Annotated in this window: 14 protein-coding genes; 9 read left to right on the top strand and 5 right to left on the bottom strand. The window is 63.5% G+C overall.

All coding sequences use genetic code 11. The features are described 5' to 3' along the window. From urtD to JQ566_RS31910, 9 genes are all read left to right on the top strand, one after another. The gene (gene urtD / locus JQ566_RS31950; protein WP_212379805.1) at window positions 1-744 is read left to right on the top strand and encodes an urea ABC transporter ATP-binding protein UrtD; all 744 of its coding nucleotides are present in this window, start codon (window positions 1-3) and stop codon (window positions 742-744) included. Beyond that, the gene (urtE, locus tag JQ566_RS31945) at window positions 744-1,439 is read left to right on the top strand and encodes an urea ABC transporter ATP-binding subunit UrtE (protein ID WP_212379803.1); all 696 of its coding nucleotides are present in this window, start codon (window positions 744-746) and stop codon (window positions 1,437-1,439) included. Before urtD ends, urtE begins: the two co-directional genes overlap by 1 nt. 36 nt (window positions 1,440-1,475) lie before the next feature. Beyond that, window positions 1,476-2,513, top strand: a complete 1,038-nt coding sequence (locus JQ566_RS31940; RefSeq protein WP_212379801.1) for an aliphatic amidase — start codon at window positions 1,476-1,478, stop codon at window positions 2,511-2,513. Window positions 2,514-2,590: 77 nt separating this feature from the next. Then, the gene (gene ureE, locus JQ566_RS31935; RefSeq protein ID WP_212379799.1) at window positions 2,591-3,124 is read left to right on the top strand and encodes an urease accessory protein UreE; all 534 of its coding nucleotides are present in this window, start codon (window positions 2,591-2,593) and stop codon (window positions 3,122-3,124) included. 3 nt (window positions 3,125-3,127) lie between these two features. Continuing rightward, window positions 3,128-3,799: an urease accessory protein UreF gene (locus JQ566_RS31930; protein WP_212379797.1), complete on the top strand. Its 672-nt coding sequence runs from the start codon at window positions 3,128-3,130 to the stop codon at window positions 3,797-3,799. 12 nt (window positions 3,800-3,811) lie between these two features. Next, a complete protein-coding gene (locus tag JQ566_RS31925) occupies window positions 3,812-4,507 on the top strand; it encodes an urease subunit gamma (RefSeq protein ID WP_212379796.1) in 696 nt (231 codons plus the stop codon). Window positions 4,508-4,528: 21 nt separating this feature from the next. After that, window positions 4,529-6,238: an urease subunit alpha gene (ureC, locus tag JQ566_RS31920; RefSeq protein ID WP_212379794.1), complete on the top strand. Its 1,710-nt coding sequence runs from the start codon at window positions 4,529-4,531 to the stop codon at window positions 6,236-6,238. Window positions 6,239-6,241: 3 nt separating this feature from the next. After that, window positions 6,242-6,895 (top strand): urease accessory protein UreG, encoded by a 654-nt coding sequence (ureG, locus tag JQ566_RS31915; protein WP_212379792.1) that lies wholly within the window; start codon window positions 6,242-6,244, stop codon window positions 6,893-6,895. Next, window positions 6,861-7,709 (top strand): urease accessory protein UreD, encoded by an 849-nt coding sequence (locus tag JQ566_RS31910; protein WP_212379790.1) that lies wholly within the window; start codon window positions 6,861-6,863, stop codon window positions 7,707-7,709. The genes ureG and JQ566_RS31910 overlap by 35 nt, the downstream gene beginning before the upstream one ends. A gap of 93 nt (window positions 7,710-7,802) precedes the next feature. On the opposite strand, the gene JQ566_RS31905 is transcribed toward JQ566_RS31910, so the two are convergent. The 5 genes from JQ566_RS31905 to pdhA form a co-directional block, all read right to left on the bottom strand. Next, window positions 7,803-10,127 (bottom strand): nitric oxide reductase activation protein NorD, encoded by a 2,325-nt coding sequence (locus tag JQ566_RS31905; RefSeq protein ID WP_212379788.1) that lies wholly within the window; start codon window positions 10,125-10,127, stop codon window positions 7,803-7,805. Beyond that, a complete protein-coding gene (locus JQ566_RS31900) occupies window positions 10,115-10,915 on the bottom strand; it encodes a CbbQ/NirQ/NorQ/GpvN family protein (RefSeq protein WP_212379786.1) in 801 nt (266 codons plus the stop codon). Before JQ566_RS31900 ends, JQ566_RS31905 begins: the two co-directional genes overlap by 13 nt. Window positions 10,916-11,936: 1,021 nt before the next feature. Continuing rightward, a complete protein-coding gene (locus tag JQ566_RS31895; RefSeq protein WP_212379784.1) occupies window positions 11,937-13,037 on the bottom strand; it encodes a dihydrolipoamide acetyltransferase family protein in 1,101 nt (366 codons plus the stop codon). Window positions 13,038-13,057: 20 nt separating this feature from the next. Continuing rightward, complete coding sequence (locus tag JQ566_RS31890) at window positions 13,058-14,038, bottom strand: alpha-ketoacid dehydrogenase subunit beta (protein WP_212379782.1); 981 nt, start codon at window positions 14,036-14,038, stop codon at window positions 13,058-13,060. Beyond that, entirely contained in the window at window positions 14,031-15,128 is a 1,098-nt protein-coding gene (gene pdhA, locus JQ566_RS31885) for a pyruvate dehydrogenase (acetyl-transferring) E1 component subunit alpha (RefSeq protein WP_212379780.1), read from the bottom strand. Before pdhA ends, JQ566_RS31890 begins: the two co-directional genes overlap by 8 nt. Window positions 15,129-15,418 lie beyond the last annotated feature (290 nt).

The raw sequence follows: 15,418 nt of genomic DNA, 5'->3' as shown, positions 1-15,418 counted from the left end.
ATGGCGCAGGCAGCATTGACCATCGACGGGCTTGGCGTCGACTTCGGGGGCTTCAAGGCCGTCAACGGCGTGTCTTTGATCATCGAGGAGGGCGAGTTGCGTGTTCTGCTCGGTGCTAACGGCGCCGGCAAGACCACGCTGATGGATCTGATCTCGGGCAAGACCAAGTCGACCGAAGGCCGTGTCTTCCTGCATGATACCAACATCACCAATTGGGAAGAGCATCGGATCGCGCGCGCCGGCATCGGCCGCAAGTTCCAGATTCCGAGCGTGTTCAAGGAGCTCACGGTCCGCCGCAACCTCGAAGTGGCGAGCTGCAGGAATCCCGGCGTATTCGCCAATCTCGGCTTCGGCTTTCCGGCCAAGGCCAAGGTCGACGAGGTGCTGGAACTGATCGGGCTGGCCGACGAAGCCAACCGCGTCGCGGCCTATCTGAGCCACGGCCAGACCCAATGGCTGGAGCTCGGCCTTTTGATCACGCAGGATCCGAAGATCATTCTGCTGGACGAGCCGACCGCCGGCATGACCCAGGCGGAGACGCACAAGACCTCCTTGATCGTCAACAACCTCCGGGGCCGCCACACCATCATCGTAGTCGAGCACGACATGGCCTTTGTGCGCGAGATCGCGGAGCGCATCACCGTGCTGCATCTGGGCCAGGTTCTCGCTGAGGGCAGCGTTACGGATATCGAGACGAATCCGAAAGTGAAGGAAGCCTACCTCGGCTCGAAGGGGATATCCTGATGCTGGCGTTCTCGCATGTCGATAGTTTCTACGATCGCAGCCACATCCTGCACGACGTCTGCCTGGAGGTGCCTGACGGCGAGGTCACTGCGGTGCTCGGACGTAACGGCACCGGAAAGACCACGCTGCTGAAGACGCTGATGGGCTTGACCGACCGGATCGAGGGGCAGATCAGGCTGAACGAGCGTGAGATCGGCAAGGAGCCGACTTTCCTGCGGGCGCGGGCCGGCATCGCCTATGTACCACAGGGGCGCGAGATCATTCCGGATTTCACGATCCGCGAGAACATCCTGATGGGCTCGTTCGCCCGGCATGACGGCAAACGCGAGATCCCGGAACTGGTCGCCGAGCTGTTTCCCTATTTGATGAACAATCTGACCCGCAACGGCGGCGTGCTTTCGGGCGGGCAGCAGCAGCAGCTCGCGATCGCTCGTGCGCTTGCCGCCGATCCCAAGGTGATCCTGCTCGATGAGCCGAACGAAGGCATCCAGCCGTCGATCGTCGAGGAGATCGAGAAGATCATCATCCGCCTTAATCGGGAGGTGGGCCTCACCGTGATCCTGGTCGAGCAGAACGTCTCGTTCGCGCGTCGCGCTGCGCATCGCTTCGCCATGATGGAGAAGGGACGCGTGGTCGTGTCCGGGGCGATTTCCGGACTGACCGACGAGATGGTTCATCGTCATATGGCGGTGTGAGCTGAAGCTGCAAGAAACTTCTTAGAGGAGAGCAAGATGCTGCACGGTGATATCACGTCAAGCAATGACACGGTCGGCGTCGCCGTCGTGAACTACAAGATGCCGCGCCTTCACACCAAGGCGGAGGTGCTCGACAACGCCCGCAAGATCGCCGACATGGTCGTCGGCATGAAGACCGGTCTGCCCGGCATGGATCTTGTGATCTTTCCGGAATACTCCACCCACGGCATCATGTACGATTCCAAGGAGATGTATGAGACCGCCTCGGTGATCCCAGGCGATGAAACCGAGATTTTCGCCGAGGCCTGCCGCAAGGCCAAGGTATGGGGCGTGTTCTCGCTCACCGGCGAGCGCCACGAGGAGCATCCGAACAAGGCGCCGTACAACACCCTGATCCTGATGAACGACAAGGGTGAGATCGTCCAGAAATATCGCAAGATCATGCCCTGGGTGCCGATCGAGGGCTGGTATCCCGGCAACTGTACCTATGTCTCCGAGGGCCCGAAGGGGCTGAAGATCTCGTTGATCATTTGCGACGACGGCAACTATCCCGAGATCTGGCGCGATTGCGCGATGAAGGGCTCCGAGCTGATCGTGCGGTGCCAGGGCTATATGTATCCGGCCAAGGACCAGCAGGTCATCATGGCCAAGGCGATGGCCTGGGCGAACAATGTCTATGTTGCGGTCGCCAACGCCACGGGCTTCGATGGCGTCTATTCGTATTTCGGCCATTCCGCGATCATTGGGTTCGACGGCCGGACGCTCGGCGAATGCGGCGAGGAAGAGTACGGCGTCAACTATGCCCAGCTGTCGAAGTCGCTGATCCGCGATGCCCGCAAAAACGGCCAGTCGCAGAACCATCTCTTCAAGCTGGTGCATCGCGGTTACACGGGGATGATCAATTCCGGCGAGGGTGATCGCGGCGTTGCGGCCTGCCCATATGATTTCTACGCCAAGTGGATCGCCGATCCGGAAGGCACGCGGGAGATGGTCGAGTCCTTCACGCGCACCACGGTGGGAACCGAGGAATGTCCGATCGAGGGCATCCCGAACAAGAAGGTGGCGCACCGCTAGGACGCATATCGTTGGTGGCGGCGGATTTAGGTCCGCCGCCCATCCTGCCTGATCATGAAATTCGCGAGGTATCTGCGATGCTGCGCATCGAACGCGTGCTGGGGAGCCAGGTCGAGCCCGCTTTGTCCGAGGCGCTTCACCGTCTTGAGCATGAGGGAGCGGTCGATATCGCCAATGTGCCGGCGACCGACCTGGCGCGGCGGCGTCTCTTGATCACCACGCGCGGCGGTGAAGAGTTGGCCATCGCCTTGCCTCGTCATGAAAAGCTTTTCGACGGCGCCGTGCTGCTGCTGGAGTCCGACCGTGCGATCGTGGTCCGCGCCGCAACCGAACGCTGGTTGCGATTGGAGCCGCGCTCGATCGCCGACGCCGTGGAGCTCGGCTACCACGTGGGCAATCTACACTGGCGGGTGCGGTTTGGCGGCGAGGTGCTGCTGGTCGCGCTGGAAGGCCGGCCGGAAGACTACACCGCGCGCCTGGAAAACCTGATCAGCGCCCGCCGGGTCGGTGTCACGATACTCGATGAAGATACTGCGGAGGCGGTCGAGGCCGTTGAGCCGCCCCAGCCTGGCGGCGCCCGCGGTGGCCATCACCATCATCACGATCATTGAGCCATGCTCCGGGTTTTGCAGGCGATCTGGCAAGCGGACGGCGCGTTTCCGAGCGGGGCCTTTGCGTTTTCCTATGGGATCGAGGGTGCTCTCGCGCTTCGCCGCGATATGACTTTGGGCGACTTCGAGGCATTGGTCGCCACGATGTTGAAGCAGCGCTGGGCCTGCTACGACAGGGTCGCATTGCTGTGGTCGTATCGTGCGGGGGACGATCTGGAAGCCATCGCAGCGGTCGATCGCGAGGTCGAGGCCTCCACGCTGATTGAGACGTTGCGCACGGGCTCGCGCCGCAATGGGGGGGCCTTTCTTGCTTCGCACGCAAGGCTGGGGCAGCCACTGGCAATCGCACTACGCGATGACGTGCAGGCGGGGAATTGTCTGGGACATATCGCTGTGATGCAGGGCGCGGTGTGGTCGGAGCTCGGGCTGGACGAGGCGCTGGCGCAACTCTGCTCAGGCTATGCGGCGGCGTCCGGTGTGATCACTGCCGCGATCAGGCTGGGTGCCATGGGCGCGCTGCAAGGGCAGGCCGTGCTGCAGCGATGCCTGCCGCTGATCGAGCGACTCGCTGCTCAGGAGGTACCGGATGACGTCGAACTGTCCAGTTTCGTGCCTTTCCTCGATATTGCCGCGGCACGGCACGCCCAGGCCGATCTGCGGCTGTTCGCCAATTGAGGGTGATGTCGAATGCTGCTGACGCCAACCGAACTGGAGCGCCTGACCATCTTCAATGCCGCCGAGCTGGCGCGCCGCCGCCGCGCCCGCGGACTGAAGCTGAACTATCCGGAAGCCGTCGCGTTCATCACCGACGAGATCCTGGAGGGCGCGCGTGACGGCCGTTCCGTCGCCGACTTGATCGGCTATGGCTCGACCGTCCTGTCGTCTGCGGACGTCCTGCCCGGCATCGCCGCGATGATGGACATCATCCAGGTGGAATGTGTCTTCCCCGACGGTACCAAGCTCGTCACGGTGCACGAGCCGATCCGGCCCGCCCCGGGCACGGAGGCCGACACCGAACGTCCGGGGGCCGTGTTGGCGCAGGACGGCCAGATCGCGCTCAATGCGGGGCGACGTACACTGACCTTGACGGCAGTCAACACCGGCGATCGTCCGATCCAAATCGGTTCGCATTTTCATTTCTTCGAGGTCAACAAGGCGCTGGAATTCGATCGCGCCAGCGCCATCAACATGCGGCTCGACATTCCGGCCGGCACGGCGGTGCGGTTCGAGCCGGGTGCCTCGAAGGAGGTCAATCTGGTCGAGTTCGGCGGCGACCAGCATCTGACCGGACTTAACAATCTCACCGAAGGTGCGGCGTCCGATCCCGCTGTTCAAGGGGCGGCGCTGGTGCGAGCCCGTGCGCGCGGCTTCAAGGGCGCCTGAAATCTGCAAGGAGACTGCTGCGTGGCGATGATCGACCGGCGTGACTACGCCGCCCTCTACGGCCCGACCACGGGCGATGCCGTCAGGCTCGGTGACACCTCGCTGCATGCCGTGGTCGAACACGACCATGCGGTCTATGGTGACGAATGCCTGCATGGCGGCGGCAAGACCCTGCGCGACGGCATCGGCATGGCCGGGATCACCAGCTCCGAGGGCGCGCTCGATTTCCTGCTCTGCAACGTGCTGGTGATCGATCCCGTGCTGGGGATCGTCAAGGGCGACCTCGGCATCCGCCATGGCCGCATCGTGGGCTTCGGCAAAGCCGGAAATCCAGCCATCATGGACGGCGTCGATCCGAACCTGATCGTCTCCACCGGTACCACGGTGCGGGATTGCGAGGGGCTGATCGCAACCCCCGGCGCCATCGACGTGCACGTGCATTTCGACAGCGCGGGCCTCGTGGAGCATGCGATCGCGAGCGGGATCACCACGATGATCGGCGGCTCGCTCGGACCGATCACCGTCGGCATCGATTCCGGCGGACCGTTCAACACCGGCAAGATGCTGCAGGCCGCGGAGGCCTGGCCGATGAATTTCGGTTTTCTCGGCCGTGGCAATGCCCATCGCGCGGCGCCGATGGTCGAGCAGCTCGAGACCGGGGTCATGGGGCTGAAGCTGCACGAGGATTGGGGTTCGATGCCGGCGGCGATCGACACCTGCCTCAAGGTCGCCGATGACTACGATTTCCAGGTTCAGATCCACACCGACACGCTGAATGAATCCGGCTTCGTCGAAAATACGCTGGAGGCGATCGGTGGCCGCACCATTCACATGTACCACACCGAGGGTGCCGGCGGCGGTCATGCGCCCGACATCATCCGCGTCGCCGGCGAGATGCATTGCCTGCCATCCTCGACCAATCCGACCAATCCTTACACTGTCAACACCTTCGACGAACATCTCGATATGACGATGGTGTGCCACCACCTCAATCCGGCGATTCCCGAGGACGTCGCCTTTGCGGAAAGCCGTATTCGTGCCCAGACCATCGCGGCCGAGGACGTGCTGCACGACATTGGCGCGATCTCGATGCTGGGCTCCGATAGCCAGGGCATGGGTCGTATCCATGAAGTGATCTGCCGGACCTGGCAGCTTGCCTCCAAGATGAAGGACCAGCGCGGCGCGTTGCCGGAGGACGAGCCGGGCCTTGGCGACAATGCGCGTATCAAGCGCTACATCGCCAAATACACCATCAATGCCGCCAGGACGTTCGGCATCGCCGACCAGGTCGGATCGCTTGAGCCTGGCAAGATCGCCGACATCGTGGTGTGGCGGCCGGCCTTCTTCGGCATCAAGCCGGAGCTCGTCATCAAGGGGGGCTTTATCGCCTGGGGCGCGATGGGCGACAGCGCGGCATCGCTGATGACGTGCGAACCGATACTGATGCGACCGCAATGGGGCGCGTTCGGCAGGGCCGCGTCGACGCTGTCGGCCTGCTTCGTCCATCCGCTGGCACTGGCGCGCGACCTGGGCGGCGAGCTGGGGCTGGCGAAGAAGCTGCTGCCGGTGCAAGGCACACGCAAGCTGAGCAAGCGAGACATGCTGTGGAACGACGCATGTCCGCACATCACCGTCGATCCGGAGACCTTCGATGTGTTCGTCGATGGTGTGCTGGCAACTTGCGAGCCGGCCCGTGAACTGCCGCTGGCCCGCCGCTACATGTTGAGATGAGCCATGTTTCATGCCCTGCGTGTGTCTGACAACGAGGCCCGCGGCGGCGCCAGTGCGGCGCGGGTCGGAATTGGCGGCCCGGTCGGCTCCGGCAAGACGGCGCTGATCGAGGCGCTGATCCCGGTGCTTCAGAGGCGCAACATCGACTTTGCCATCGTCACCAACGATCTCGTCACCAAGGAAGACGCCGAGCGGTTGCGGCGCTCCGGACTGATCGATCCTGCCCGCGTTTCGGCGGTCGAGGCTGGCGCCTGCCCGCACACCGTGATCCGGGAAGATCCCACACTGAACATTGCGGCGGGGGACGAGCTCGAGGCCCGCTTCGCGGGATTGGAGTTGATCCTGTTCGAATCTGGCGGTGACAATCTCGCCTCGACCTTCTCGCTCGATCTGGTCGACTGGTGGATCTTCGTGATCGACGTCGCCGGCGGCGACGACATTCCGCGCAAAAAGGGGCCCGGCCTGCTGCGTTGTGACCTGCTTGTCGTCAACAAGGTCGATCTCGCGCCCCATGTCGGCGTCGATCTCGATCGCATGCTGGCGGATGCGCGGCAGGTGCGGGGCACGAAGCCGGTGATACCGACCAATTTGAAGAGCGGCGTCGGTGTGGAGGCGGTCGTCGATGCGATCTCTGCTGCAGTCCTGTTCCGAATCTGAGACCGGACGCTCGCTCGATGGCGCGTTGGTCGTCGATCGCGCCGGCGGTCGCAGCGTCTTGCGCCGTCAGCAGATCGGCTATCCCCTGCATATCACCCGCGGGTTCTATCTCGATACAGTCAGGCCCGATCTGCTCACGCTCTATCTGCAATCCGCCTCGGGCGGCCTGTATGCCGGCGACCGCATCAAGCTGGATGTGCATATTGGTGCGCTGGCCGCGTTTCACATGACGACCCAGGCCGCGACCGTCGTGCATGACGGCCGCGCGAGGGGCGCGGTCCAGCGACAAGCTGTAACGGTGGAAGAGGGCGCGTTCTGCGCTTTGACCAGCGATCCCTACGTGCTGTTTCCCGGCGCCGATCTCAGCTTGGAGACGGATGCCGTGGTTGCTGAGGATGCAGTGCTGTGTCTCGCCGATGGCTTTGCAGTCCACGATCCCGAAGCGAAGGAGCGACCGTTTGCGGGCTTCGAGAGCCGGCTGAGTGTATCACGGCCGGGCGGCAGGTTGCTGATGAAGGACATCGGCGCGATCGACGGCGACGGGATGCGGAACGGGGCACTGGGCCAGATGGCCGCTGTCGCAAACTTCGTGCTGATTGCGCCGCCGGACCGATTTCCGGCGTTGGCCGACATGGAGCAGGCCTCCAGCCGCTGTGGTGCGCTGGCGGGATGTTCGTTGGCGCCGAACGGCGCAGGCCTCGTATCGCGTATTCTTGCCCCGGATGGCGGTATCCTGGCACGCGCACTCGACGCGTCGTTCCATGTCGCAGCCCATGCTGCGCTCGATGCCCCCCTGGCCCGTCGCAGGAAGTGATGCCTGTTCCTATTTTTCGGTTCGGCGATCTCCGGGATATCGGAGTCCCAGTCGTTCCGGGGCGATGAAATCCGAAACTGACGGGAGCTGGTCTCAGCGCCGCGCCAGACGGAAGTAGAGCTCCGACAGCCGTGCCGGCAGGTTCTCGACCCGGGGCACCAGCATGGTGTTGCCGCGTCCGAAGATGCGCGGGGCGGAGGCGATGCCGGCTGTGCCGAGCACGACGCCATAGGCGTCGATGCCGCGACTATGGAGATCGACCGCTGCGCGTCTGGCATCTTCGACGAGATCGAGCGGATCGGGCACGTCGATGTCGGACGGCTCACCATCGGTGAGCACGATCAGAAGCTTTCGGCTGGTCGAGGTGGTCCCCATCACGTTGCCGGCGTGGCGCAGTGCCGTGCCGAGCCGGGTCGACAGGCCGGAGCTGAGCCCTGCCAGCCGGGCCCGGCAATGCCGGTCGTAAGCCTCATCGAAGCCCTTGATGACGGTCATTCGAATGTCCTCGCGGCCGTTGGAGGCGAAGGCGTGCAGGCCGAAGGGATCGCCCAGCTGATCCATGGCTTCGGAGAAGATCGCAACGGCGAGGCGTTCGACATCGAGAACGGTTGAGCCCGATAGGAGCCGGTCGGATGTCGAGTGCGAAGTATCGATTAGAATCAGCGCGGAGAGATCGCGATGCACCGATTTTGATGAGCGGAACACACGAGGGTCAGGCTCCCGGCCGCTGCGTAAGGCGATGCCGGCGTCCAGCATCGCATCGACATCGAGATCGTGCCCGTCATGCTGCCGCTTCAAGCGCACGGTGCGGCCGATACGGAGGCCCCGCACCAGGCGCGCGACGCGGTTGCGCACGGCACCAGCGCGGTCGAGCGCCTCGTCGATCGTATGCGGATCGGCGGTTTTGGCCGCGACCTCGCGTACGACGGTCCAGTCGGGCCGTTCGATGCCGTGGACACGGTCCCATTCCGGATAGCGCCCGATGACCGTGCCGCGGTCATCGGGCGCGACAGGGCGACCGCGGCCGATCCCGGCCTCGGTGTTGCCAGGCTCGGTCTGCTGGCTGCTGCCGTCAGCACGCTCCTGTGAGTCCACGCGCACGGCATCGATGAACAGGTCGAGCACGCCGTCCGGGGGCTGCGCGTCTTCGCCGAAATCCCACAGTCCCAGTCCATCGTCGCGATACACCGGTTCGACCACATAGGTCCTGGCGTTGAACTGCACCCGCATCTGGCCGAGGTCGTTGCCGAGTAACGTGCCGATCTCGCGGCTGATCGCGGAATCCTCGATGCGCGGCAGAGCGGCTGCGAACAGCGCGCGCCCTTTGGCGACGAACCCGTCATCGTCGACATGGTCCGGATCGAACAGCGCACGCGCCAGCCGCGCCAGCAGCACCGTCGCGGTCGCTACGCCGCTGGGCGCGGCGACATGGTAGGGCGCCCACAGCCGGCGCAGTCCGGGCAAGGCGCGCATTGCCAGTGTCTCGACACGCGCATCCTCGATCAGGTTGACCAGGGCGACCTGCAGCGGCTTCAGCGTCCCGATCGGAAACCGGGCACGTCCCAGCACCAGATGCGCCTGCGCATGTGCGGTGGCGGCGCGAAACAGGGCGCGGGCGGCATCGCCCTGCACGCCGCGATAGGTTTCCGGCAGTCGGATGATCGGGCCGGAAATCGTGCTGCGGCGTTGCGGCTTGTCCAAGCTGTCGCTAGCCATGCCGCGCAGCAACGGCAACTCGCCCCACAACGCGGTGGCGAAGGCCTTCACCTCGGCTTCGACATTGGGGAAGCCGACGCCGCCAGAATCGCGCGCGATCATGCGGCGCGCCAAGTCATCCTGCAGGGAGAAGAAGGCAAGACGGCGGCTGCGATTGCCGGCAGCTGAGCGCAGGCCGGCGGCGATGAAATCCTCGAAAGCCTCGACCGTGCCGGGCAAGAGGATTTGTCCCATACGGCCGGCGGCCGGTAGCACGGACTCTGGCACCTCCCGCGCCAGCACCTCCATCGCGCGCCACCATCGCGATAGCGCCGCAGCTTCAAAGCTGCGGCGCGCGGTCGCCAGAGCGTTCAACGATGCGGTCGCCGCAGCCGCACCGGCATGGCGGCAGATTTCGGCGCCGATTTGCGCCGCGCCTAGTAGAGGTGCAATGTCCCGCGTCGAGGCGGCGTTGCGGCTCGCCTCCCAATAGGCGATCAAGCAGGCAGGGCCAGCATTCACGTTGACGAGTTCGAGCACTCCGCCGGCCCAGGTCTCGAGCTCGGCAGCATCGAATTGCCTGGAGAGTGCCTCCCACGTCGCCAGAAAAAACGGCCGCAAGGCGTCGCGCTGCCGCATGATCAGGTGCAGCCGCCTCGCGTCGCCCTCCGGCTCGAACAACACTTGCAGCGTGGCAGATGGCTTGGCGCTCACGGAACGCATGCCGCGATGGCGTCGGTCAGCGCCGCGCGGATGTCGGGATTATCCGTGATCGGCAGCACGATTCCGGCCTGAACAGCAGCCGTCAGCGTCAGGCCGGCGCGGACCATGCGGCCCGTATGGATCAGCATCCGGGTCGACGCGCCTTCGTCGAGGCCATGTCCCTGCAAATTGCGCGAGCGCTGGGCGATCCTGACGAGAAGCGTCGCCAGATCATTGTCCGCACCGCTTTCGCGGGCAATGATCGTGCTCTCGGTGGACGATGGCGGATAGCCGAAATCGATGGCGATGAAGCGCTGCTTGGTGGACTCCTTGAGGTCCTTCACCGCGCTCTGGTAGCCGGGATTGTAGGAGATCGTGAGCTGGAAGTCTGCATGCGCCGGTACGATCTCGTTGTGCTTCTCCAGCGGCAGGATGCGCCGCGCGTCGGTCAGCGGATGGATCACCACGGTGGTGTCCTGCCGCGCTTCGACGATTTCGTCGAGATAGCAGATGCCGCCGTGACGGACGGCCTGCGTCAGAGGGCCGTCATGCCACACTGTGCCTGATGGTTCGAGGAGGTAGCGACCGGCGAGGTCAGCAGCGGTCATGTCCTCATGGGCCGCGACCGTGATCAGCGGCTTACCGAGCCGCCACGCCATGTGTTCGACGAACCTGGTCTTGCCGCAGCCGGTCGGTCCCTTCAGCATCACCGGCAGGCGTTCATGATAGGCGGCTGTGAAGGTGTCGATTTCGGTAGCCTGAGGCTCGTAGTAGGGCTCGGTGTCGATCCGATACGCATCGAGCGGCATGAGGTGCTCCGTTGGGTGAAGGAGCGACGCCTTGAAACTCAAAGCGTTGCTGCCCTTCAAGCATAGGGTGTGGCAGCCTTTGCCTGGGAACACGCTGCGGCCCTGGAGCGTGCAAGATGGCGCGCAAGAGGCGCTTCAATCGAGATTAGAGCCGAAATCCCCAATCAAGACAAGCACGTCCTGCGATTGTTCTGCTACCAAGCTCACCACACGCGGGTATGCGGCTCGTCGAGAGCAAGCCCGCTCCGTCGATGGATATAATAACGGCGGCGGATTTTCGGAGCGCGCAGCTTAATGAGAAGCGCGTTGAAGTTCGGCGCGAACATGCGTCCGCAACGGGAACGGCTGCCGAGGCGATGCCTACGTGCACCAACGCCAAAGCAGTAGTGAAATATTTGACGTCGACGGCGGTCTGCATGGCCAGCGGGCGATCCTGCGCATACAGCAGGTGCTCAAGTGTCGATTGAACTCGCTGGAATAAATGACCCAGCGCGTATCGTACTTTCGATATCTCTGAGTGCAATTGGGGGAATGTGGCAGAGCGGCGAATGCCCATTTTCGGCCGGGTGAGCGCAGCAATGCGACAGAAAAATCATTGATCGTCCTTGACCCATGGCTGACTCTTAATCAGCTGCGCGATGGGCAGGCACAATGACGCATTGAGCGCGCGGTTCCCCCGTACAGCTCACGGGATGAACCCCGTAAAGCACCCACAAACTGCCTCAGGCGTAAGATTGGATGAAATATCGCAGGTTTGGTTGGTGTGGGGAAAGGTGGTAGCGCTCCCCCGCTACCAATCCTGCGATTTTGTACGCCCAACTACGATCTTCTACGATTTCGCATCCACAGTGGTGGCGGTCGGCCTCATGGGAGAATTCAAGCCGGCGGCGGATCATTGAAGGATCCTCAATGCGCCCGCAGACAGGGGGCACGGGTTCCTGCAGGCTGTTGTGCGATGACAGGCTTGGGCTGGAAGACACGTCTCAGAAGACACGTCTCAGGAGCACGCGCAAACGGTGATTCACGGCATAAGCTCAAGCTCCGACTTGAGCGCGACCAGGAAGCGAGCGGCCTCGCCGCCGGTCACGATGCGATGGTCGAAGGTGAGCGACAATGGCAGCATGCGCCTCACCGCTGGCTGGCCCCGATAAGCGACTGCCCGCTGCGAAATCCGCCCTGCTCCGATAATGGCCACCTGCGGCGGGACGATCACCAGATTGGCAAACCGGCCGCCAATCATCCCGAAATTCGACAGCGTAATGGTCGCGCCGCGCAGCTCTTCGGGGGGTATCGAGCGCGCGATTGAGTCGTCCCGCAAGCGGTCGAGGCCGGCCCGCAAGTCCGCGACGCTGCGCTCAGCGACATTGCGCAACACGGGAACGATGAGGCCGCCCTCGGTGTCAACGGCGATGCCTAAATCGATGCGCGCGATCAGGCGCCGTTCTCCCGTGCTGGAATTGTACCAGGCATTGAGAGCAGGTTCTGCCTTGCAGGCGATGGCGATCGCCCGCACCAGGCGGATCGTCACGTCCTCACCCGTCGGCCAATCGTCGATATCGGCTTCATCAGTTACGGTAGCGGGGACGACTTCCGCGTGGGCTGCCATCATGCGTTGGGCCATCGCGCGCCGCATGCCTCGCAGGGGCTCGGGGCGGCCGGTTTGGGACACGCTCTTTGCGGCCCGTTCGACATCGGCCCGTGTGATGGTGCCGCCGGGTCCGGTGGCCACGACGCTCTCAAGATCAACATCGAGCTTGCGCGCGAGTGAGCGCACAGCCGGAAACACCTGAGGCTGCTGTCCGGCCGGCCGCTCGGAGGAGGGCCCTGCCGCGAGCGGATGTTCAGTGCTGCCGAGTTCGCCGACAATTGTGCCGGTGTCCGGCTCGGCGCCTTCGGCAAATTCGACGAGCGGCGTTCCGACCTTCACGATGTCGCCCTTGGCGCCAAATACGTGCGCAATGCGTCCGCACGACGGCGACGGTATTTCAACGACTGCCTTGTCCGTTTCGACGGAAACAAGCGGCTGATCGGTGACGACGTGATCGCCTTCGTTGACATACCAGGCGACGATTTCCGCCTCTTCGAGACCCTCTCCCAGATCGGGCAGCATGAACTGGCGCATAGGACGAAGTCCGTCGAGAACTAGCTGAACTGGCACACCTTGCGCGCCCCGATGACGATGCGTTCGACCGAGGGCATATAGAACTGCTCGAGGCGTGCCATCGGGATGACGGTGTCGTAGCCGGTGATGCGGATCACGGGAGCGAGCAGCGAGGAAAGACCGAGTTCGGCGATGAGGGCTGCGATCTCGGCTCCGAATCCTCCGGTGCGAGCCGCCTCGTGCACGATGATGCAACGCCCGGTCTTTGCAATCGAGCCGAGCACGGTGCTTTCATCATAAGGCTTGAGCGTGGCAAGATCGATGACCTCGGCAGCAATGCCTTCGGCAGAGAGTGCATCGGCTGCGGCCATGGTCTCTTTCACCGCAGCTCCCCAACTGATCAGCGTGAGGTCGCGACCTTTCCGCAGGACAAAGGCATGATCCAGCGGCAAGGCTGCACCGTCATCCTGCAACTCGCCTCTTGCCGTACGGTATAAGCGTGTTGGCTCCAGAAACACCACCGGATCGGGATCGCGGATCGCGGCGAGGAGAAGTCGATAGGCGCGCTCCGGCGAAGAGGGCATGACAACGCGCAAGCCGGGAATATGGGCGAGCATCGCCTCGGTGCTTTCGGAATGATGCTCGGGCGCGCGAATGCCGGCCCCATGCGGCGTACGCAGGACCATCGGACAGGTGAGCCGTCCTTGGGTGCGGTTGCGGATTCGGGACGCATGGTTCACCAGCTGATCCAGACAGGGATAGATAAATCCCATAAACTGGATCTCGCCGACAGGCTTCAGCCCCTGCGCCGCCATGCCCACGCAGAGCCCGCTGATCAGGAGTTCAGCAAGCGGCGTATCAAGCACGCGCTCAGCGCCGAAGCGTTTCTGCAATCCTGCAGTTGCGCGGAAGACGCCTCCGTTGACGCCAACGTCTTCACCCAGCACGACGACGTCGGGATCGTCCTCCAATGCGCGTCCCAGCGCCAGATTGATGGCTTCCACCAGCGTTACCTCAGGCATCGTGCTCTCCCGCGAGCTCACCGCGCTGGGCCGCATAGACCTCTGGTAAATCGGCGTAGAGGTGATCGAACATGGTTTCCGGCCGGCGCGGTGCCGTTGCCAGGTAACGCTCAACCGCTGCCTCGATGCGCTCATGGCACTCGGAGGCGAGGCGCTCCTCATCTGCCTTGCCCCACATTCTTTGAGCAACGAGATAAGCCCTCAAGCGGGCAATCGGCTCTTCCTTCCAACGCGCCTGGACTTCGTCAGCCGAACGATAACGAGAAGCGTCATCGGAGGTTGTATGGTCGCCGAGGCGGTAGGTGACCGCCTCGATGAAACGGGGGCCTTTGCCGTCGCGCGCCGCAGCGACGGCCTCTTCTGCGGCGGCGCGCATCGCCACCACGTCACTGCCATCGACCTGCTCGCCGGTGAATCCCGAGGCGATGGCCTTCTGCGCCAGCGTTTCGCAACTGGTCTGCAGCCGCAACGGTACCGAAATCGCCCATTGATTGTTGGCGACGACGAACACGACGGGCAATTTGTGCACACCGGCAAAATTCATCGCTTCGTAGACGTCGCCTTTCGAGGTGGCGCCATCGCCGAACAGGCACACGGCGACACGCGGCTCCTTGCGCAGCTTCAAAGCATAGGCGACGCCGGCGGCATGAGGCGCCTGAGATCCTACGGGAACGCAGAACGGAAAATCGTGGACCGGCCCGGAGAAACAATTGCCGCGTTCATCCCCGCCCCAAAACAGCAGGATCTCTTCAAGCTTGACCCCGCGCCAAATCAGCGCGCCATTGTCGCGATAGGAGGGTAACAACACGTCTTCTTCCCGCATCGCACTGGCCATGCCAACCGACACCGCCTCCTGGCCGAGTGAAACGGCGTAAGTCCCAAGCCGGCCGGTGCGCTGCAATGCAACAGCCTTCTGGTCAAACAGGCGCAGCAGCACCATGGCCCGGTAGAGCGAGATGAGCAGGTCGGCGTCGGCGGCGAAGGCGGGGAGCGGCCGGTTTATCGAGCCGTTTGGCGCGAGGTAGTTGCGATGGCGCACCTCAAAACGCGCGATGACGGGCAGATCTTGATTTAACCTGCGGCTGGCCACGCGCTCACTCCCGGAGCGATTTTGCCCTCTGTAACTTGCTCAGTTGGTGATTGTGACGAGACGATGCAAGAGACTACGGCGGGTTCCGCTGATGCGCACCCGGTTATTGCTGCACTGCAGGTTGCCGGGATCGATCCACACGATCGTGGAAGCGACGCAGCGATGGCGGTATAGGAGATCATGGCAAATGGTCAGGTCGTCCTGGTAACGACTGAGCCTCCGGGCGGCGGCCCATCGGTTCGCTCGGTCTTTCTTCGTGACCGAAGGAGATCCGGCCAAGGCGGCAGCCG

This window comes from Bradyrhizobium sp. SZCCT0231, assembly GCF_018130245.1.
Classification (GTDB): domain Bacteria; phylum Pseudomonadota; class Alphaproteobacteria; order Rhizobiales; family Xanthobacteraceae; genus Bradyrhizobium; species Bradyrhizobium japonicum_F.
Note: the sequence above shows the minus strand (reverse complement) of the source record. Positions and strands in the feature narration are given on the sequence as shown.